At 67.0% G+C, this 19,602-nt stretch carries 19 protein-coding genes; 14 read left to right on the forward strand and 5 right to left on the reverse strand.

Annotated elements, in window-relative coordinates; all coding sequences use genetic code 11:
• The first annotated feature begins 8 nt into the window (after positions 1 to 8).
• The 6 genes from QMG72_RS05520 to QMG72_RS05545 all read left to right on the forward strand — a co-directional run bounded on the left by QMG72_RS05520 (position 9) and on the right by QMG72_RS05545 (position 6,822).
• Entirely contained in the window at positions 9 to 302 is a 294-nt protein-coding gene (locus QMG72_RS05520; RefSeq protein ID WP_226774233.1) for a YciI family protein, read from the forward strand.
• A 35-nt stretch (positions 303 to 337) separates the two neighbouring features.
• Positions 338 to 1,504, forward strand: a complete 1,167-nt coding sequence (ispG, locus tag QMG72_RS05525; RefSeq protein ID WP_226774232.1) for a flavodoxin-dependent (E)-4-hydroxy-3-methylbut-2-enyl-diphosphate synthase — start codon at positions 338 to 340, stop codon at positions 1,502 to 1,504.
• Positions 1,467 to 2,354, forward strand: coding sequence for a GNAT family N-acetyltransferase (locus QMG72_RS05530; protein ID WP_283479997.1), 888 nt, complete (start codon positions 1,467 to 1,469; stop codon positions 2,352 to 2,354). The genes ispG and QMG72_RS05530 overlap by 38 nt, the downstream gene beginning before the upstream one ends.
• A 342-nt stretch (positions 2,355 to 2,696) precedes the next feature.
• Positions 2,697 to 4,508, forward strand: a complete 1,812-nt coding sequence (locus QMG72_RS05535; protein WP_253033253.1) for a proline--tRNA ligase — start codon at positions 2,697 to 2,699, stop codon at positions 4,506 to 4,508.
• Between the two features lie 18 nt (positions 4,509 to 4,526).
• Positions 4,527 to 5,321, forward strand: a complete 795-nt coding sequence (locus QMG72_RS05540) for a sulfite exporter TauE/SafE family protein (RefSeq protein ID WP_283479938.1) — start codon at positions 4,527 to 4,529, stop codon at positions 5,319 to 5,321.
• A 79-nt stretch (positions 5,322 to 5,400) separates the two neighbouring features.
• Positions 5,401 to 6,822, forward strand: coding sequence for a pyridoxal phosphate-dependent decarboxylase family protein (locus QMG72_RS05545; protein WP_283479939.1), 1,422 nt, complete (start codon positions 5,401 to 5,403; stop codon positions 6,820 to 6,822).
• On the opposite strand, the gene QMG72_RS05550 is transcribed toward QMG72_RS05545, so the two are convergent.
• From QMG72_RS05550 to QMG72_RS05560, 3 genes are all read right to left on the reverse strand, one after another.
• Positions 6,819 to 7,883: an aminoglycoside phosphotransferase family protein gene (locus QMG72_RS05550; protein WP_253033252.1), complete on the reverse strand. Its 1,065-nt coding sequence runs from the start codon at positions 7,881 to 7,883 to the stop codon at positions 6,819 to 6,821. The genes QMG72_RS05545 and QMG72_RS05550 overlap by 4 nt on opposite strands.
• Before the next feature lie 22 nt (positions 7,884 to 7,905).
• Complete coding sequence (locus tag QMG72_RS05555; protein WP_253033251.1) at positions 7,906 to 8,637, reverse strand: VIT1/CCC1 transporter family protein; 732 nt, start codon at positions 8,635 to 8,637, stop codon at positions 7,906 to 7,908.
• Positions 8,638 to 8,715: 78 nt separating this feature from the next.
• Positions 8,716 to 9,837 (reverse strand): DUF4439 domain-containing protein, encoded by a 1,122-nt coding sequence (locus QMG72_RS05560; protein WP_283479940.1) that lies wholly within the window; start codon positions 9,835 to 9,837, stop codon positions 8,716 to 8,718.
• A 97-nt stretch (positions 9,838 to 9,934) separates the two neighbouring features.
• Between QMG72_RS05560 and rimP the strand changes: the two genes are divergently transcribed.
• The 6 genes from rimP to trxA all read left to right on the forward strand — a co-directional run bounded on the left by rimP (position 9,935) and on the right by trxA (position 16,613).
• Positions 9,935 to 10,552, forward strand: coding sequence for a ribosome maturation factor RimP (gene rimP / locus QMG72_RS05565; RefSeq protein ID WP_226774225.1), 618 nt, complete (start codon positions 9,935 to 9,937; stop codon positions 10,550 to 10,552).
• Positions 10,552 to 11,532, forward strand: coding sequence for a transcription termination factor NusA (nusA, locus tag QMG72_RS05570; protein WP_253033249.1), 981 nt, complete (start codon positions 10,552 to 10,554; stop codon positions 11,530 to 11,532). The genes rimP and nusA overlap by 1 nt, the downstream gene beginning before the upstream one ends.
• Positions 11,533 to 11,799: 267 nt before the next feature.
• Entirely contained in the window at positions 11,800 to 12,132 is a 333-nt protein-coding gene (locus QMG72_RS05575; protein ID WP_283479999.1) for a YlxR family protein, read from the forward strand.
• A 152-nt stretch (positions 12,133 to 12,284) separates the two neighbouring features.
• The gene (gene infB, locus QMG72_RS05580; protein ID WP_283479942.1) at positions 12,285 to 15,200 is read left to right on the forward strand and encodes a translation initiation factor IF-2; all 2,916 of its coding nucleotides are present in this window, start codon (positions 12,285 to 12,287) and stop codon (positions 15,198 to 15,200) included.
• Between the two features lie 302 nt (positions 15,201 to 15,502).
• A complete protein-coding gene (gene rbfA, locus QMG72_RS05585) occupies positions 15,503 to 16,012 on the forward strand; it encodes a 30S ribosome-binding factor RbfA (RefSeq protein WP_283479943.1) in 510 nt (169 codons plus the stop codon).
• Between the two features lie 163 nt (positions 16,013 to 16,175).
• A complete protein-coding gene (trxA, locus tag QMG72_RS05590; RefSeq protein WP_283479944.1) occupies positions 16,176 to 16,613 on the forward strand; it encodes a thioredoxin in 438 nt (145 codons plus the stop codon).
• Positions 16,614 to 16,682: 69 nt separating this feature from the next.
• Here trxA and QMG72_RS05595 read toward each other — a convergent pair whose 3' ends face one another.
• Positions 16,683 to 16,883: a hypothetical protein gene (locus QMG72_RS05595; protein ID WP_253033246.1), complete on the reverse strand. Its 201-nt coding sequence runs from the start codon at positions 16,881 to 16,883 to the stop codon at positions 16,683 to 16,685.
• Between the two features lie 144 nt (positions 16,884 to 17,027).
• The gene (locus QMG72_RS05600; RefSeq protein WP_283479945.1) at positions 17,028 to 18,185 is read right to left on the reverse strand and encodes a pyridoxal phosphate-dependent aminotransferase; all 1,158 of its coding nucleotides are present in this window, start codon (positions 18,183 to 18,185) and stop codon (positions 17,028 to 17,030) included.
• Positions 18,186 to 18,252: 67 nt separating this feature from the next.
• On the opposite strand from QMG72_RS05600, the gene truB reads away from it, so the two are divergent.
• Both truB and QMG72_RS05610 read left to right on the forward strand, forming a co-directional pair.
• A complete protein-coding gene (truB, locus tag QMG72_RS05605) occupies positions 18,253 to 19,230 on the forward strand; it encodes a tRNA pseudouridine(55) synthase TruB (protein WP_283479946.1) in 978 nt (325 codons plus the stop codon).
• On the forward strand, positions 19,230 to 19,583 hold the full coding sequence (locus tag QMG72_RS05610; RefSeq protein ID WP_253033243.1) for a hypothetical protein: 354 nt from the start codon (positions 19,230 to 19,232) through the stop codon (positions 19,581 to 19,583). Before truB ends, QMG72_RS05610 begins: the two co-directional genes overlap by 1 nt.
• The last annotated feature ends 19 nt before the right edge of the window (positions 19,584 to 19,602 follow it).

Genomic DNA, 19,602 nt, shown 5'->3' on the forward strand with positions numbered 1-19,602 from the left:
CTATCCGTATGACTGTTTTTGCTGTTGAGTACGTATACGACGCCGAATCCACCGAAGTCCGTGACGCTACCCGCCCGGCACACCGGGACTGGACCGCCGGGCTGGCCCAGGAAGGGACCCTGCTCGCCAGCGGCCCCTACGGTGACGGCGCCGGAGCCTTGCTGATCTTAAAGGCCGCCGACGAGCATGCGCTCAACGAGATCCTCAGGCAGGATCCCTTCGCCGCAGCCGGGGCCATCTCCGGCACCCGCACCACGGCCTGGGCGCCCGTCTCCGGACTCCTGGCCGCCCACGCCGCCTAGCCCCCGCCAGACCTACTTCGATACAAGGAGTCCATGTGACCTCGGTCAGCTTGGGAATGCCGTCAGCACCGCCCCCCGTCCTTGCGCCGCGGCGCAAGACCCGCCAGATCAAGGTGGGTTCGGTCGGCGTCGGCTCCGATTCGCCCATCAGCGTGCAGTCGATGACCACAACGCCCACCACGGACATCAACGCCACACTGCAGCAGATCGCCGAGCTCACGGCCTCCGGCTGTGACATTGTGCGCGTCGCCTGCCCGTCCGCGGATGACGCCGCGGCCCTGCCGATCATCGCCAGAAAGTCCCAGATCCCCGTAATCGCGGACATCCATTTCCAGCCGAAGTACGTTTTTGCCGCGATCGAGGCGGGGTGTGCGGCGGTGCGGGTGAACCCCGGGAACATCCGCAAGTTCGATGACCAGGTCAAGGAGATCGCCCGGGCCGCCAAGGACCACGGCACCTCGATCCGGATCGGCATCAACGCCGGATCGCTGGAGCCCGGAATCCTGAAGAAGTACGGCAAGGCCACCCCGGAAGCCCTCGTGGAATCCGCCGTCTGGGAGGCCTCGCTGTTCGAGGAGCACGGCTTCAACGACTTCAAGATCTCGGTCAAGCACAATGACCCGGTGATTATGGTCGCCGCCTACGAGATGCTCGCCGAACAGGGCGACTGGCCGCTGCACCTCGGCGTTACCGAGGCCGGCCCCGCATTCCAGGGCACCATCAAATCTGCCACGGCCTTTGGAGCCCTCCTCTCCCGCGGCATCGGTGACACCATCCGGGTCTCCCTTTCGGCCCCTCCGGTGGAGGAAATCAAGGTGGGCAACCAGATTCTGCAGTCGCTCAACCTGCGCCCGCGCAAGCTCGAGATCGTCTCCTGTCCTTCCTGTGGCCGCGCCCAGGTGGACGTGTACACGCTGGCCGAGCAGGTCACGGCAGGACTGGAGGGGATGGAAATTCCGCTGCGCGTGGCCGTTATGGGTTGCGTGGTCAACGGCCCCGGTGAAGCCCGCGAAGCGGACCTTGGGGTAGCGTCCGGCAACGGCAAGGGCCAGATCTTCGTCCGCGGAGAGGTTATCAAGACTGTCCCGGAGGACCAGATCGTTGAGACACTGATCGAGGAAGCCATGCGCATCGCCGAAGAGATGGGGGAGGCCGATGGCGAAGATGCTGTCAAGGGTAGCCCCGTGGTTAGCGTCTCGTAAGGACGGCGCCGCGGCCGGCGTCACGGTCCGGAGCCTGGGGGGTTCGGATACTTCCCAGCTCCTGGCCCTGGCCCGGCAGGACGTCGTCGCCAACGTTTTTATCCTCTCGCACCTGGCAACCGCCGGTTCGGCTGCTCCCACCACGGGAGGCGCCAGCATCTTTGGCGTGTTCGACGGCGGCACCCTGCTCGGAGCCTGTTGGGCCGGGGCCAACCTGGTGCCGGTGCAGCTGGACCCCGAGTTCGCGGGCGCGGTGGCAGCCGCCGCCCACAGCTCGGGGCGCCGGTACGCCTCGATCTTCGGTCCTGCCGACACGGTGCTTGCCCTGTACGCCGGGCTGGAAGTCTTCGGCCAGACAGCCCACGAGATCCGCGCGAACCAGCCGCTGATGACAATTGCCGGCCCGCCCGCCGTGACCCCGAACCCGCAGTTTGGTTTTAGCCAGCTCGCCGACTTCGACCGGATACTGCCCGCCTGCGCGGCCATGTTCGAGGAGGAAGTGGGCTATTCACCCTATCTCGGCGGCCGCGAGTATTACGGCCGGAGGGTCAAGGGCCTGATCCGTGAGGGTCATTCCATGGTTCACCTGAACCAGTCACGCGAGGTGGTTTTTAAAGCCGAGCTCGGCGCGGTCACTTCGGACGTGACGCAGGTCCAGGGAGTCTGGATGAACCCGGAGTTTCGCGGCCAGGGCCTCAGCGCAGGCTACATGGCGGCAGTGGTGGTGCTGGCCCAGTCCCTTGCCCCGGTGACCAGCCTTTACGTCAACAACTTCAACACCCGGGCCCGCGCCACCTACGAGAGGGTGGGCTTTCGGCAGGCAGGCACGTTCGCCACAGTGCTTTTCTGAGTGAGGGCTCTTGTTTTTGTGCCCCGGGTCACATATCTTCGGACTACCGTGCCGCGTCGGCACGTGTTTCCGCGGGTGCAAGTGCCGGGATGCAGATGCCCAGAGGGCAACACCGGGAACCCGCAGCCGAAATTTTGGCGGAATCGGGGGTCCGCAGGGCCACGCCATGACAGGATGACCAGCCGGAAACGGCCAGGGGCTTCCGTCAGTTATGGCGTGGCTCTTCTGCATCCGGGCTGACGGTAGATTAGTACGTAGACTCTTGTGCCGGCTGTGCCGGTACTGCTGGTTCACAGCATTGCTGCTTTGCCCTGCACCTTCCCAGAAACGGATAGATACCTCGTGGTCCTTCGACTCTCCAAGCTGTTCCTGCGCACCCTGCGTGAAGATCCCGCCGATGCCGAAGTGGCCAGCCACCGGCTCCTGGTCCGCGCCGGGTATATCCGCCGGGCCGCCCCGGGCATCTACACGTGGCTTCCGCTGGGGCTGAGCGTGCTGCGCAAGGTGGAGGCGGTCATTCGCGAGGAAATGTCCGCGATCGGTGCCCAGGAAGTGCACTTCCCGGCACTGCTGCCCAAGGAACCCTACGAAGTGACCAACCGCTGGACCGAGTACGGCGAGGGGATCTTCCGGCTCCAGGACCGCAAGGGTAACGACTACCTGCTGGCGCCCACACACGAGGAAATGTTCACCCTGCTGGTCAAGGACCTGTACTCCTCGTACAAGGACCTCCCGCTGAGCATCTACCAGATCCAGAACAAGTACCGCGATGAGGCGCGGCCCCGGGCTGGCCTGCTGCGCGGCCGCGAGTTCATCATGAAGGACTCCTACTCCTTCGACGTTGACGACGCCGGCCTGGACGCCAGCTACGCCGCGCACCGCAGCGCGTACCTGAAGATCTTCGAGCGCCTCGGCCTCGAAGTGGTCCCGGTCGCAGCCACGGCGGGAGCCATGGGCGGGTCCAAGAGCGAGGAATTCCTGCACCCCACGGAGATCGGCGAGGACACCTTCGTCCGTTCCGCCGGCGGCTACGCGGCCAACGTCGAGGCCGTCACCACAGTCGTCCCGCCGGATATCGACTTCAGCAACGCCCCCGCCGCGCAGGTGCGGGACACTCCGGGCACCCCCACCATTGATACGCTCGTCGACGCCGCGAACACCCTGGTGCCCCGCGCCCCGGCCGACGGCGGCGCCTGGACCGCAGCTGACACGCTGAAGAACGTTGTCCTTGCCGTCACCCTGCCGACCGGCGAACGCCAGATCGTAGTGATCGGCGTGCCGGGCGACCGCGGAGTTGACCTCAAGCGGGTGGAAGCGAACATCGGCTCCTTCCTGCCCATCGGCGGCGAAATCATGCTTGAGGCCGCCAACGAAGAGGACCTCAAGAAGCAGCCCCTTATCGTCAAGGGCTACATTGGCCCGGGCTTGACCCTTGATTCGGCCCTGCTGGGCGCCGAGGGCGCCGCCAAGCTGCTCTACCTCGTGGATCCCCGGGTTGTGCGTGGCTCCGCCTGGGTTACCGGCGCCAACCAGGCAGGCAAGCACGTCTTTGGGCTGGTAGCCGGCCGCGACTTCGGCTGGGACGGCGTCATCGAATGCACCGAGGTACGGGCCGGCGATGAGGCCCCCGACGGCTCCGGACCGCTGGAAACCGCCCGGGGCATTGAAATGGGCCACATTTTCCAGCTCGGGCGCAAGTACGCCGAAGCGCTCGAACTGAAAGTCCTTGACCAGAACGGCAAGCAGGTGGTCGTCACCATGGGTTCGTATGGCGTCGGCGTCACCCGCGCCGTCGCGGCGCTTGCCGAATCCAACCACGACGACAAGGGCCTGATCTGGCCGCGCGCCGTCGCCCCGGCCGATGTCCACGTGGTGGCCGTTGGCCGCGGCGAGGAGATCTTCGCGGCCGCGGAGAAGCTGGCCCTTGAGCTGGAAGCCGCCGGCCTCGAGGTGATTTACGATGACCGCCCCAAGGTGTCCCCGGGGGTGAAGTTCGGCGACGCCGAGCTCGTCGGTGTGCCGACAATCCTCGCCGTGGGGCGTGGACTGGTGGACGGAGTCGTCGAGATCAAGGACCGCCGCAGCGGCCATGCCGAAAACGTCCCCGTTGCGAAGGCAGTCGACTATTGTGTCGACGCCGTCCGCAACAGCTAACGCGCGGCAGCGGCAGGCGTGGTATCCGGGCTTGAATCGGTAGAGCTCAGCACTCTGATCCTGATTGTGGTCGCCGGCTTTGGCGCGGGCTGGGTAGACGCCGTGGTCGGCGGCGGGGGATTGATCCAGCTGCCGGCCATGCTGCTGGTCCCGGGCATCAGTCCGGTGCAGGCCCTGGCGACAAACAAGATGGGGTCGATTTTTGGCACCGCCACCAGTGCCGTCACGTATTACCGCCGGGTCCGGCCGGATCTTCGCACCGCCGTGCCGATGGCGGTGATCGCGATGGCCGGCAGCTTCGGCGGGGCGGTGCTCGCCGCGAACCTCCCTGCGAGCGTCTTCAAACCCATCATCGTGGCCGCGCTTGTCGCCGTCGCACTTTTTACTGCGCTGCGGCCCAACGTAGGGGAACTGACCCAGCTGCGGCACAGCGGTCACCGGCACTATGTGCTGGCGTGCCTGATCGGCGGTGTGATCGGCTTCTACGACGGCCTGATCGGGCCCGGCACCGGCTCGTTCCTGATCATCGCGCTTGTTTCGGCGATGGGGTACGCCTTCCTCGAAGCAAGTGCCAAGGCCAAAATCGTGAACATGGCCACCAACGCCGGCGCCCTGCTGTTTTTTGTCCCGCACGGTGCGGTGCTCTGGGGACTGGGACTGGTCCTGGGCCTGGCGAACATGGCCGGCGGCTACCTCGGAGCCCGGACGGCCGTTAAACAGGGGAGCAAATTCATCCGCATCGTGTTCCTGGCGGTCGTCGGAGCGCTCATCATTAAGCTCGGAACGGACATCTGGCAGGACAGCGTCAGGTAGCCCGCGCGTCCGCCCCAAGCGTCGCCCCAAGCCTCGCCGGGGACTCCCGCTGGCGTGCCCGCCGGCGTAGCATGCAGCTATGTCAGCACCTGAAGAACGCTACAGCGGTGCCCTCGAAGCTGCGGCCCGGCACACACGCCAATGGTTGCAAAGCCAGGACACCCGGCATGTTGGCCCGCGGATGACCGCGGCGGACCTGGCCGCAGATTTCGGCGGTCCGCTGCCCCTGAGGGGAACCCCGGCGGTGGAGGTAATCGACTACCTGGCAGCCAAAGCCGAACCCGGGCTGATGGCGATGCCGTCCGGACGCTTCTTCGGCTGGGTTATCGGCGGCACCCTGCCGGCCGCACTCGCCGCGGATTGGCTGGTCAGTGCGTGGGACCAAAACGCCGGGCTGCGCTTAGCCACTCCTGCGACGGCGGCCATCGAGGAAGCCGCCGGCAAATGGCTGCTCGAATTGCTGGACCTTCCCGGCGAGTCCGACGTCGGCTTTGCCACCGGCGCCACGATGGCGAACTTCACCGGCCTGGCAGCGGCCCGGTGGCGCCTGCTGGCGGACGCCGGCTGGGACCTCGACGTCGACGGGCTCTCCGGCGCCCCCCGGATACAGTGCTTCGTGGGCCAGGAACGGCACGACACCATCGACCTGGGCCTCCGGTATCTCGGGCTGGGCAGGCCCACTGCCATTCCCGCGGACCGGCAGGGCCGCATTGACCCGGCCGAACTGGACCGCGCGCTGGACCGCGCCAGCGAAGCTGCTTCCGGGTCAGCCCGCGCCCCGCTGCTGGTCTGCCTGCAGGCGGGAAACCTGCACTCCGGCGCCTTTGATCCTTTTGCGGAGGCAATCGCGGTGGCAAAAGCGCACGGCGCCTGGGTCCATGTGGACGGGGCCTTCGGACTCTGGGCCGCCGCGGTGCCGGAACTGTCCGCCCTGACCGCCGGACTGCGGGGTGCCGATTCCTGGGGCACCGATGCGCACAAGACCCTCAACGTGCCCTACGACTGCGGGATAGCCGTGGTTCGGGATGCCCAGGCGCTCCGCTCGGCCATGGGCGTGCACACCAGCTACCTGATGCAGGACGCCGACGGCGCGGCCGACCCCTTCGAAACGGTCCCGGAGCTGTCCCGCCGGGCCCGCGGGGTGCCGGTCTGGGCGGCTCTGAAGTCGCTCGGGCGGGACGGCGTCGCCGGCCAGGTCCGGGGGCTGGTGCTGCACGCCAAGGAATTGGCGGAGCGGCTCGCCGCGCTCGACGGGATCGAAGTGCTCAACGACGTCAACTACACCCAGGTCTCGCTGGCCTTCGGCGACGACGCCACTACCCGCGCGGTGACCGCCAGGATCATCGCCGACGGCCGGGTCTGGATGTCCGGTTCGCGCTGGCGCGACCGCGACATCCTGCGCATCTCCGTCAGCAACTGGAGCACGGACGACGCCGACGTGGCAGTCGCCGTCGACGTCGTCCGGGACGCCCTGGCCGAGGTCCGCGGGCCGAACCGCTAGCTGCCTGCTTCGCCCGGCGCCGGCAGGTCGTGTGCCGCGGGGAGCTCCGGCAGGGGCTTGCCCGCCAGGGTGCTGGCCACCCAGAGCGAACGGGCGAGGTCCCCTTTGTGGCGGCGTTTGGAGGCGTAACAGAGGGCGTTGTCGACCTCGCGGGCCACGCTCCATTGCCGGGCGACGTCGGCGTCGAGGCCGGCGGCAAGGCTGAGGTCCCGGCACCGCTGCCGCAGGCCCTCTTCCGGATGCGCCCGCGGCAACTCACGGATCCGATTCCACAGCAGGGGTGCCACCGCGAATTCCGCCTCGCCGATCATGGGCTGGGGATCGATTGCGGCCCAGCTGCGGGCCTCCTCCTGGCCGGCTTCCCCGGCGGCTTCCCCGTGTGGCCGGGCCAGGACGTTGAGGTAGTGCAGATCGGTGTGGACCAGCACATCCCGCCCCGCGCGGCGGCCGACGGCCCCGCGGGTCTGGCAAACCTCCAGAGCCGCTTCCAGCAGCCAGCGCGGGAACGGCCGGCCCAGCCGTTCCCAGTTCTGCGGCAGCTCGTCACTCCACTGTTCGGCCCGTGCTGCCACATGGCTGAACTCCCGCCATTGCGGCCCGACGCCGGGCACCAGGCTCAGCCGGCGAACCAGGGCACCCCACACCGGGACCGCCACGTCCATGGGCTGGTCCTGGAGGGACCGGACGGCGTCCAGGCGCTCCAGCAGCAGCGCCCCCGCACCGGCATCATTGGCCAGCAGCCGGACCGCACCCTCGCCCTTCCAGAGGGCGAGGGCATGCGGTTCCGCCAGCGCATCCTCATGCGGAAAGGCGATCTTCAGGACGGCTGCTTCCCCGGCGCCGGCCCGCCGGGTGCCGGCTTCAGCGCGCACCGGGACCACAATGGCGCCGTGGCCGTTCCAGGGCAGGGCGCCGGGAGCAAGGTCAAGTTCGAGCTGCCACCGGCCCAGGCACTCCCTGATCAGCCGGGGGAGCGAGGCCAGCCAGTCGCGGCCGCCGGCGCTGCCGCCGTAGCGGCGGCTGAGGTCGGTCGGAATCGGGACGTCTGCAGGCTGGCTCATCGGTCCAGCGTAGTGGCGGTTATCAGGCGGTGATGCCGCTGGCGCCGAGCCAGCTGCCGATCAGGAAGGTCGCGATCAGGGCCGCCGCACCGCCGATCACCACACGGAAGGCCGCCTTCGACTTCGAACCGCCGCCGATCCAGGCGCCGATGGCTCCGGTCAAGGCCAGCGCCACCAGCACTGCCACGAAGGTCAGCGGGACACGGATGTTCTCCGGCGGCAGCAGGATGGCGAGCATGGGCAGGATCGCACCGATCAGGAAGGCAGCTGCGGAGGCGAAGGCAGCGTGCCACGGGCTGACAATGTCCGTCTCGTCGATGTGGAGTTCAGCAGACAGGTGCGCGCCAAGCGCGTCGTGCGCTGTGAGTTCCTTGGCCACAGTGCGGGCGGTGTCGGCGCTGAGGCCCTTGCCCTGATAGATGGCGGCGAGTTCCTCGAGCTCCTCTTCGGGCTGTTCGGCCAGCTCGCGGCGTTCCTTTTCGATCAGCGCATGCTGGCTGTCCTTCTGGCTGCTCACGGAGACGTATTCGCCAAGCGCCATGGAGATGGCGCCACCGACGACGCCGGCGGCTCCGGCGACGAGGATGGGACCGGAGTCCGTGGTGACGCCGGCGACGCCGACCACAATCGCAGCGACGGAGACGATACCGTCGTTGGCGCCCAGCACACCGGCGCGAAGCCAGTTCAGGCGGTGCGCGATGTCGCTGTGGTGGGGCTCGTTCTTGTGCTGGGTGGGGGCCGCTTGACTGTCCATGCCTACAGCAAAGCACCGGCGCCACCGAACCACCAGTATTACAAGCCTAAGTAAGCCGCCGCTTCCCCGCTTCGCCGGCTAGGGTGCGGGGGCCAGAGCAGGAGCCGGCAGCTCGGGGAACGCGTCCTGATCTGCGGTGAGGCCGGGAAGAGCTCCGGCGTCGGTTCCCCAGCGGGCGGCGCTGCGAGCGGCGCCGACCAGGCCGGCCACCGCCCATTGGCGTGTCTGCCCCTCGCTCAAAGCCACCAGGTCGCCGTACACCGCAAGCGCCGATGCCTCCAGCGCGCCGAGCCCGGCGGCGGGTGCGGCCAGGAACGCAGGTGCGCTGGTGTAGCCGGCTTCCCGCGGTGGAACGGCAACGCAGTGCATCCGGCTCAGCGCCTCCGCGCCGGCGGCGAGGGTCTCGTGCCGGGCGAGCTGCGCTGAGGCCGGGCCGGCTGCTGTACCCCCGAGTCGGGTGAGGGCCACCTGATAGCCGTACACGGTTTCCCGTTCGCTCGCCACCGCTGCTGCCAGCGCCGCCGGCAAGGTTGCGGCGGGAGTGCCTGCCGAAGGCCCAGCAGCGGACGACGGCGATGCCGGAACGCCCTGGCACGCGCCGGAGAGCTGCGGTGCAGCGGGGTCGGCGACCGCAGGGGCGGGCGCCCCGGCGGCCGCTGCAAGGGAGGAAGCCTGAAGCAGCTGGGCGGTCCCGACGGCGGCAAGCAGCCGGGCCATTCCGCCGTCGGCCGCGTTGGCGTCGGCGAGCCGTTGCGAGGCACTGGCGGCCAGCGCGGCGGCTAATTCTGCGGCCGACGCGGGCAGCGGAACAGCAGGAGGTGCTTCGGTGGGGGCAGCCGATTGTGCTGCAGTGCCCGCCGGGGGAGCGGTCTCGGCACCCTCCTGCCCGGGCAGCAGGAGGGCCCGGGACTGGCTTGTCAGCAAACTCACAGTCCGCGCCACAGCCGGTTGGGGGGCGCCCGCGGCTGCCCGCTCCAGTGCTGCTCCGGCGGTGCGCAGTCTCAGCGTTTCGGCCAGCGCAGCGGACCGCGCTTGTTCGGAAAACGGCGGTTCTGCGGGGTCCATGGGGTGTGCGGGGCGCCAGGCCAGCCCCAGGCTTGCGACCACGAGGGCGAGGCAGGCGAGAAGTGCGACGCGCGGAACGAGCTCCCGCCACTGCTTTTGCCTGCTGTCCTCTTTCACAACAGACCATTTTGTCATGGTTGGCATGCCGGCCGGGACCTGAAGTGCACCACGGTGCCCGGAAAATCGCTAGGCTAGTACACACAACATCATCTAGCGGGAGGCGGCCGGCATCATGACAAATGCAGAAGCCACGACTTCGACAGACCGGACCGGAACGGGTAAGGCTGACGCCGCACCCGCTCACAACTTCGAGGCCGAGCGGCTGCATGCCCTCCTGGAGCCCGAAGTCCTGGCGAACCGGCTGTACCTGGAAGACGTCTCGATTCACGTCGCCGGCGCCAACCGGGTGGTCCACGTGGTGGTGGACCTGCCACAGGACGAGACCGGCGGCGTCGGCCTGGACGTCATCGCCGAGATTTCCAAGTCTCTCTCCGACATCCTGGACAACGATCCCAGCACCGACGCACGCCCGTACGAGCTTGAGGTCTCCTCGCCCGGCGTCGGACGCCCCCTGACCGAAGAGCGGCACTGGCACCGGGCCCGCGGCCGGATGGTTAAGGTTAATGTCCTGCAGGGTGAGAACGTCACAGGCCGGGTCCGGTCAGTCGATGACGCAGGCGTCACGCTGGTCCCGGAGATCACGGTCAAAAAAGGGATGAAGCCCAAGCAGGGCGAGCCCATGAAACTTCCTTTCGACAGGATCCGCAGTGGAAAAGTCGAGATAGAGTTCAGCCACCTCGAAGAGGCCGGTCTGGAGAACGCACACAATGGACCTTCCGAGGAGGCCTAATGGATATTGACATGAGCGCACTGAGACTCCTGGAGCGTGAGCGTGAAATCCCGCTGGATCTCCTGATTCCGACAATCGAGCAGGCCCTGCTGGTGGCATACCACAAAACGCCGGGTGCCTTTGAGACGGCGCGCGCCGAGCTGGACCGCAAAAACGGACATGTGACCATCTGGGCCACCGAGATTGACGACGACGGCGCCCCGATCGGTGAATTCGAGGACACCCCGGCGGGCTTTGGCCGCATTGCCGCCAGCACCGCACGGCAAATCATCCTGCAGCGCCTGCGCGACGCCGAAGACGACAACGTGCTGGGCCAGTTCAAGGGCCGCGAGGGCGAGCTGGTTGCCGGCACCATCCAGCAGGGCAACAACCCGCACATGATCCAGGTCAACCTGGGCACTGTGGAGGCACTCCTGCCGCCGCCGGAGCAGGTGCCGGGCGAGAAATACACCCACGGCAACCGGCTCCGGGCGTTCGTGATCGACGTGCACCGCGGCACCAAGGGCCCGTCGATCACGCTGTCCCGCTCGCACCCGGGCCTCGTTCGGAAGCTCTTCGAAATGGAAGTTCCGGAAATCGCGGACCACTCGGTGGAAATCGTCGCCTTGGCCCGCGAAGCCGGGCACCGGACCAAAATGGCCGTCAAAGCCAACATGCCCGGGATCAATGCCAAGGGTGCCTGCATCGGCGAAATGGGTTCGCGTGTGCGTGCGGTCATGAACGAACTCAATGACGAAAAGATCGACATTGTTGACTACAGCGACGACCCGGCCACGTTCATTGCCAGCGCACTGTCCCCGTCCCGGGTGAATTCCGTCACGATCACTGACGAGGCAACCCGCTCGGCGCGCGTAGTGGTGCCGGACTACCAGCTCTCCCTCGCCATCGGCAAGGAGGGCCAGAATGCCCGCCTCGCCGCCAAGCTCACCGGCTGGCGGATCGACATCGTCTCCGATGCTGCGGTCAACCGCGACAAATAGGGCTGACCCCGCGGTCACCGTCCGCCGGGGCTGGAAGTTCGGCCCGGATCGGGCCCACCCGCCGGCGTTCGTGGCCCCTTCAGTTCGGGGCCCGGGCGCTGGAGGGGCTAGAATAGACATGACCGCGCCTTACGGCCGGTATCCGCGTGTCCTTGACGCGTCCGGGCTTGGTTCCGGCGAAGGTGTCCTTACGGGCCCTTAGCCAGGCTGGCCCGGTCCCTGGACGGCAGATATGTACTGGCAGGAAGATTCTCGTAAGTGGCACAAGTGCAACACCTCGAGCATCAGCCGCAGCGTACCTGCATCGGATGCCGGAAAACGGGCGCCCGGTCAGAGCTTCTCCGGCTCGTCATCGATGGCAGCGGTTCATCCGCCGTCCTAGTCGATGAACGCCGCCGGATGGCTGGCCGGGGTGCATGGCTGCACCCCAGCGAAAAGTGCCTGGCACTGGCGGTCAAACGTCGAGCGTTCGGACGCGCCCTCAACGGTGCTGCCGGAACAGCCGACGTTGAACGCCGGATCATGGCAGGCACGCAAGCCGTGGACACCCCGGTGGCCGCAGCAACAACCGTCCAACCTGAAAGCGGGTCAGAAAACTGATGGAAACCCGATGAGTTCCCAGCGATGAGTGCGCAACGATGACATCTTTGTTGCGCTCTGGAATGGACCTTTCAGCTGCACTCGCGGCGGAGGTCCGCAGTAAGAAGTAGACGGTTCGTGCCTGGCTCGGTGCGGACCGAGACAGGAGAAATGTGGCCAAGGTCCGCGTACATGAGCTTGCTAAAGAGCTCGGTATTACTTCCAAAGATGCAGTAACCAAACTGCAGGAACTGGGCGAATTCGTTCGCTCGGCCTCTTCCACCATTGAGGCCCCCGTTGTGAGGAAACTCCGCAACGCGTTCCCCGACGCAGCATCGGCAGCCAAGTCCGAAGCACCCGCGTCCACACCCAAGGCGCCCGCCAGCCCCGCCGCAACCGTTCCGGCGCCTGCGCCGGGCCCGGCTGCCCCGAAGGCTGCGGACACCACAAAGACTGAAGCTCCGGCTCCGGCCGCAGCTGCTCCGGCACCCAGTGCCCCCCAGGCGGCTCCGGCCGCTGCGCCGGCGGCTCCAGCGGCACCGGCTGCTCAGGCTCCGAGTGCTCCGGCCGCGCCCGCCACGGGCGCCAAGCCCGGCGCGCGTCCGGCACCCAAGGCTGAAACCCCGGCTGCTCCGGCACGCCAGGGCGGCTCGGCACCTCGCCCGGGCGGCCCCCGCCCCGGCAACAACCCCTTTGCTACCTCCCAGGGCATGCCCCGGGGCCGCGGCGGAGACAACGAACGCCCCTCGCGTCCGGGTAACAACCCGTTCGCTCCTTCCCAGGGCATGCCGCGTCCGGGCGGGAACCGCACCGAGGGCGAACGCCCCGGCGGCCCCCGTCCCGCAGCAGGCGCTGGTGGTCCCCGTCCGGGTGCTCCCCGCACCGGCGGCGCCCCGGGTGCACGCCCGGGTGCTCCTCGTCCGGCCGGCGCAGCAGGCGCCGGACGTCCGGGCGGGGCCGGCGGAAACCGACCCACTCCGGGCATGATGCCCAACCGCACCGAACGTCCCGCACCCGCTGGCGCAGGCCGTCCGGGCGGCGGAGCCCGCGGCCCGGGCCGTCCGGGTGGGGCTCCCGGTACCGGTGCTCCCGGTGCCGGTGGCGGCGCTCCGGCCGGCGGTGGCTTCGGCAAGGGTGGCCGCGGTCGCGGTGGCACCCAGGGTGCTTTCGGTAAGGGCGGCGCAGGCCGTGGCAAGCAGCGCAAGTCGAAGCGTGCCAAGCGCCAGGAACTCGAGCAGATGAGTGCTCCGTCGCTGGGTGGCGTTAGTGTGCCCCGCGGCGACGGCAACACGGTAGTCCGGCTTCGCCGTGGCTCGTCCATCACGGACTTCGCCGACAAGATCGAGGCGAACCCCGCAGCGCTGGTGACCGTCCTCTTCCACCTCGGCGAAATGGCTACGGCCACGCAGTCGCTGGATGAAGAGACCTTCGCCCTGCTGGGCGAGGAGCTTGGCTACAAGCTCCAGGTTGTGTCCCCGGAGGACGAGGAGCGCGACCTGCTCTCCGGCTTCGACATCGACTTCGATGCCGAGCTGGAAGCCGAAGGCGACGAGGAACTCGAGGCACGTCCTCCGGTTGTCACCGTCATGGGTCACGTTGACCACGGTAAGACCCGCCTGCTCGATGCCATCCGCAAGTCCGACGTTATGGCGGGCGAGCACGGCGGTATCACGCAGCACATCGGTGCCTACCAGGTCACCCACGAGCATGAGGGTACCGATCGCAAGATCACCTTCATCGATACTCCGGGCCACGAGGCGTTCACCGCCATGCGTGCCCGTGGTGCGAAGGTGACCGACATCGCGATCCTGGTTGTAGCAGCGGACGACGGCGTGATGCCGCAGACCGTTGAGGCCCTCAACCACGCCCAGGCGGCCAACGTGCCGATCGTTGTGGCCGTGAACAAGATCGACAAGGAAGGCGCCAACCCGGAAAAGGTCCGCGGCCAGCTGACCGAGTACGGGCTGGTTCCGGAAGAATACGGTGGCGACACCATGTTCGTGGAGGTCTCTGCCCGCCAGAACCTGAACATCGACGAACTGCTCGAGGCTGTCCTGCTGACCGCAGACGCAGCCCTGGACATGCGCGCCAACCCGAACAAGGACGCCCGCGGTATTGCGATTGAAGCCAACCTGGACAAGGGCCGCGGCGCGGTTGCTACCGTCCTGGTTCAGTCCGGTACCCTGCACATCGGCGACACCATCGTGGCAGGCACGGCCCACGGCCGCGTCCGTGCGATGTTCGACGATGATGGCAGTGCACTGACCGAGGCCGGCCCGTCCCGCCCCGTGCAGGTGCTGGGTCTGTCCAACGTCCCGCGCGCCGGTGACACCTTCTTTGTGACCGCTGACGAGCGCACCGCCCGCCAGATCGCCGAGAAGCGTGAAGCTGCGGACCGCAACGCGGCCCTGGCCAAGCGCCGCAAGCGCATCAGCCTGGAAGACTTCGACCAGGCCGTCGCCGACGGCAAGATCGACACCCTCAACCTCATCCTCAAGGGTGATGTGTCCGGTGCCGTGGAAGCCCTCGAAGACGCACTGCTCAAGATCGACGTCGGCGAGGGTGTCCAGCTTCGCGTTATCCACCGCGGTGTCGGTGCGATCACGCAGAACGACGTCAACCTGGCTACCGTCGACAGCGCCGTTATCATCGGCTTCAACGTCAAGCCCGCCGAGCGTGTTGCCGAACTGGCAGACCGCGAAGGCGTGGACATGCGCTTCTACTCCGTTATCTACGCAGCAATTGATGACATTGAGGCAGCCCTCAAGGGCATGCTCAAGCCGGAGTACGAAGAGGTCCAGCTTGGTACCGCCGAGGTCCGCGAAGTGTTCCGTTCCTCCAAGTTCGGCAACATTGCAGGCTCGATCGTTCGCTCGGGTGTTATCCGACGCAACGCCAAGGCCCGGGTCACGCGCGACGGCAAGATCATCGGCAACAACCTTGCCGTTGAGACGCTCAAGCGCTTCAAGGACGACGCCACCGAGGTCCGCACGGACTTCGAGTGTGGTATCGGTCTTGGCTCGTTCAACGACATCACCGAAGGTGACATCATCGAGACCTTCGAGATGCGCGAAAAGCCGCGCGTCTAGTCTGAAGTCCGGTGTATGAAAGGTGCGGGGCCGTTGGATTCTTTCCGGCGGCCCCGCCCCTTCGCCGGGCAGTTTTCGATCTTCGATCGCAAACCGCCCGGCTCCGGCAGCGGCGTCAGCCTTCCCAATGCTCGCAAGCTCGCATCGGGTCCCTCGGCTGCCACCTTGGATGCCACCCAGGCCGCCGGAAAGAATCCAACGGGAGTCCGTCGTAGACTCGCCTTAGGCGCGTGGCAATAAACCCAACGTGTGTACGCAAGTTGCCCCGGCGCCGTCGTACATCCAAATTTTTAGGAGTGGAAATGGCTGATCCCGCACGGGCTGCCAAGTTGGCGCAGCGGATTAAGGTTGTTGTTGCCGAGGCACTGGGCCGGAGGGTGAAGGATCCCCGGCTGGAAGGCGTCACTGTCACCGATGCGCGGGTGACCAATGATCTTCAGCATGCCACGATCTACTACACCGTGTTCGGCGACGAGCTGGTCCAGGCCGAGGCTGCCAAGGGTCTTGAGAAGGCCAAGGGCGTGCTGCGGCAGGAAGTCGGCCGGAACGTCACTGTCCGGTTGACCCCTACGCTCGAATTCGTGGCGGACCAGATTCCGGTCAATGCTTCCAACCTGGAGGAACTGCTGCGGGCCGCAAAAAAGCGTGATGCCGAGGTGGCGGCTCTCGCCGCCAGCGCGAAGCACGCCGGCGACGCCGACCCGTACAAGAGTCATACTCCGCAGGATATCGAACTCGACGAGGACGACTTCGACGAAGAGGAACTTGACCTCATCGCCGAAGGCGACGTCGACGAGGACAGCGGCAAATAGTCCAGCAACAATGCAGCGCTGCAAGAGGATGGCCGGCCCCGGTTGGGGCCGGCCATTCTTTTGAGCTTTTGCCATGGCCGGGAGGACTTTGGACTCTAGGCCCGCTGCCGGCGGTGGCGTCCGATGGAACCATGACTGCGGGGACTGAAGAAAGAGGTGGGCCGTGGGCTCCAGCCTGATCCCGTGTCCCCACTGCGGGAAGACCAACAGGATTCCGGCATCGGCCGCCGGGCACCCGCGCTGCGGAAATTGCCGCAAGGACCTGCCCTGGATTGTCGCCGCAGGGGACGCGGACTTCGCGCTCATCGCCGAGCAGTCCTCGACGCCGGCCCTCATCGACTTCTGGGCAGCATGGTGCGGACCGTGCCGTATGGTCAGCCCCGTGCTGGACAAGCTGGCCCAGGAACGGGCCGGCGGGGTCAAACTCGTTAAGGTTGACGTCGACTCGGCGCCGGCACTCTCGCGGCGCTTTGAGATCCAGTCGATCCCCACCATGCTGCTGATCAGGGACGGGAAAGTAGTGGCCCGCCAGACCGGGGCGCCGCCCGCAGCAGCCCTGCGCCAATGGCTCGACGACGCGATGGCGGCGGGTCACCCATAGCCGAAGGCGGTACCTGCCGGTGCCCGTTCGGTGATGCCCGTTCAGTGGCGCCGGCTCAGTGGCGCCCCTTCAGCGGCGCCGGCCGCGGACTCCCAGGCCACCCAGGAGGGGCGAGCCCATGCCCAGGAGGAAGCCGACGTCGTACCAGTTACCGGCGCGAGCCGTGTTGTAGAAGGGGAATTCGCTCCACTGCCCAAAGACATGGACGATCAGCACTACCCATGCCGTGACGCCGTTCCAAATACCCCATAGCAGGTCCTGCCACCACATGTTTACTCCTTGACCGAACCGTCGTCCCGGACCGCACGTCCCGGGACCGGCGCGAAATGCCCGCGTTGCGTTCAGGCTAGGCGCTGCGGCACAGCCGCGGTAGGGCACAGCGACCCTACAACCTACGGTGCCGGCAACCGAATGTCAGCTGGACCGGGTCGGGAGCCGGTTGAGGCCTTCCACCAGCTCGGCCTGGCTGCTGCAGAGCGCAATCCGGATCCAACCCTCGCCGATCGAACCGAACGCGGTGCCGGGGGCGAAGGCCACACCGGAATCGGCCAGGAAGCGCCGGACCCAGCTCCGGACATCGCCACCACTGACATGGGACACATCGGCCCAAAGGTAGAACGCGCCTTGCGCCGTGAGGAACGGAATGCCCTTGGACTCCAACACCGTGCCGGCAGCATCCCGGTTGGCCCGGTAGTGCGCACGGGCGTGGCTTACGTACTCCTGCGGGCCGGTGAGCGCCGCCAGGGCGGCGTACTGCGAGGGAGCGGCCACGCAGGAAACAATCGCCTCCATCACGTTGTTCATTTTCTGTTCCAGGCCCGGCGGGCAGATCAACGCTCCGATCCGGAGCCCGGTCAGGCCATAGGTCTTGGAGAGCGTGAGCGAAGTGAACACACGGGCTTGCCCGGGGACGTCGCTGTCGAACCGGGCAGGGCTCACATGCGGGACGTCATAGGTGAACGCTTCGTAGCATTCGTCGGAGATGATCCAGAGATCATGCCGGACGGCCAACGCCACCAGGTCCCGGGTGAGCTCTTCGCCCAGGACGGCGCCCAGCGGGTTGGAGGGTGAATTGAGGATCAGCACCTTCGTCCGCGGTGTAATAAGCTCCTCGATGTCCGCGATCCGGGGCTGGAAGTCGTGGCCGGGGTACAGCGGGTACTGCACCGGGACGGCGTGCAGCAGGCTGGACGTCATCGCGAAGGTCGGGTAGCCGGGATTGGGGATCAGGATTTCGTCGCCCGGCGAGAGCAGCAGGCTCATCGCGAAGTGCAGGCCCTGCTGGGCGCCGTCGACGACGTACACGCGCTCCGCTCCGAGCGGTGTCGCGTTGTGCTCCCGGAACCGGGCTGCGAACGCCTCGCGTAGGGCCGGGATGCCGGCGTTGGGCGTGTAGTTGGTTTCGTCGCGGTCGAGGCAGGCCATCCCGGCCTCAAGGATATGGCGGGGGACGGCAAAACCAGGTTCGCCGATGCTCAGCACAATGGCGCCGGGAGTTCCCCAAGCGGCTTCGGTGATTTCGCGGATCTGGTTGATGGGGACGTCGCGGACGTGGGCGGCTAGCTCGGGCATGTCTGCCATCCTAGCTGCCGCAGCTTCCTGCGCCGGGGGCAGCCCCGGCGCAGATATACTGGGAAGCGTGCTTTCTGGACTGGTAATAGTGGACAAGCCGCAAGGCTGGACCAGCCACGATGTGGTTGGACGGATGCGGCGACTCGCCGGTACCCGAAAGGTGGGCCACGCCGGGACCCTGGATCCCATGGCGACTGGCGTTCTGGTGGTCGGCATCAACAAGGCGACCCGGCTGCTCACGTACATCGTGGGCACGTCGAAGACCTATACGGCGACCATCCGCCTCGGCGAATCCACCCTCACCGATGACGCCGAGGGCGAGGTGACGGCCACCCGCAGTGCCGCCGCGGTGACCGAGGAAGCAGTCCGGGCCGGCATCGCCGCATTGACCGGCGAGATCAATCAGGTTCCCAGCAGCGTCAGCGCCATCAAAGTCAACGGCGAGCGTGCGTATGCACGGGTCCGCTCCGGCGAAGAGGTCAACCTGGCCGCCCGGCCGGTCACCATCCACCGCTTCGAGGTCCACGGGATGCGTCGGGTTCGCACGGGGGAGCCAGCGGCGGAGTCCGACGGCGAGGCGCTGGACGTAGACGTGACTGTGGAATGCTCATCAGGTACCTACATCCGGGCGCTGGCCCGTGACCTTGGGGAGGCTCTTGAGGTCGGCGGGCACCTGACGGCGCTGCGCCGGACCCAGGTGGGCCCCTACACGCTGGACCAGGCACGCACCCTCGAACAGCTTGCCGAGCAGTTGGACGTGCTCGAAATGTCCCAGGCCGCGCGGGCCCTTATGCCCAACCGAGAGCTCAGCGACGAGGAAACCACCGAGCTTTCCTTCGGTCGCCGCATCGCCTCAGGTGTGAAGGCCGGCACTTCCGAGGCGGCCACACCGGAGAACCCTGCCGCGGCGTTCGGCCCGGACGGCACTCTCGTGGCCCTGCTGGCGGATAAGGGAAGCTACGCCAAGCCGGTGCTGGTCTTTGCACCGGACAATGAAAAGCATCCGCCGAAGAAGCCGTCGCCGGTCCAGCAGGACGGGCAGTAGTGGACGCGTATTTCTACATCATTTTGGTGGTTGGGCTGGTCTCCAGCGTCGCCTGCCTGATCGCCGGCATCCTCAAAAAGGCGCCGAACGATACGACGATCCTCTCGGTGGCCGCCGTCGAACTGTCCTTGGTGGTCTATCTGGTCGGGTCGATAATCCGGGTCGCGGGCGGGGAACAGATCGCGGGGGAGCCCTGGGAATTTTGGGGCTATTTGTTGACAGCGCTCCTGCTGCCGGTCGGCGCCGTCTACTGGGCCATCCTGGAACGGACCCGCTGGAGCAACTTTGTGCTGGCCGCCGTCGGAGTCACGGCCCTGGTGATGGCGGCCCGTATGAATCAGATTTGGTACTGACGTGGAAGAGGCAAAAACG

Source organism: Pseudarthrobacter sp. PH31-O2, assembly GCF_030063265.1.
Taxonomy (GTDB): Bacteria; Actinomycetota; Actinomycetes; order Actinomycetales; family Micrococcaceae; genus Arthrobacter.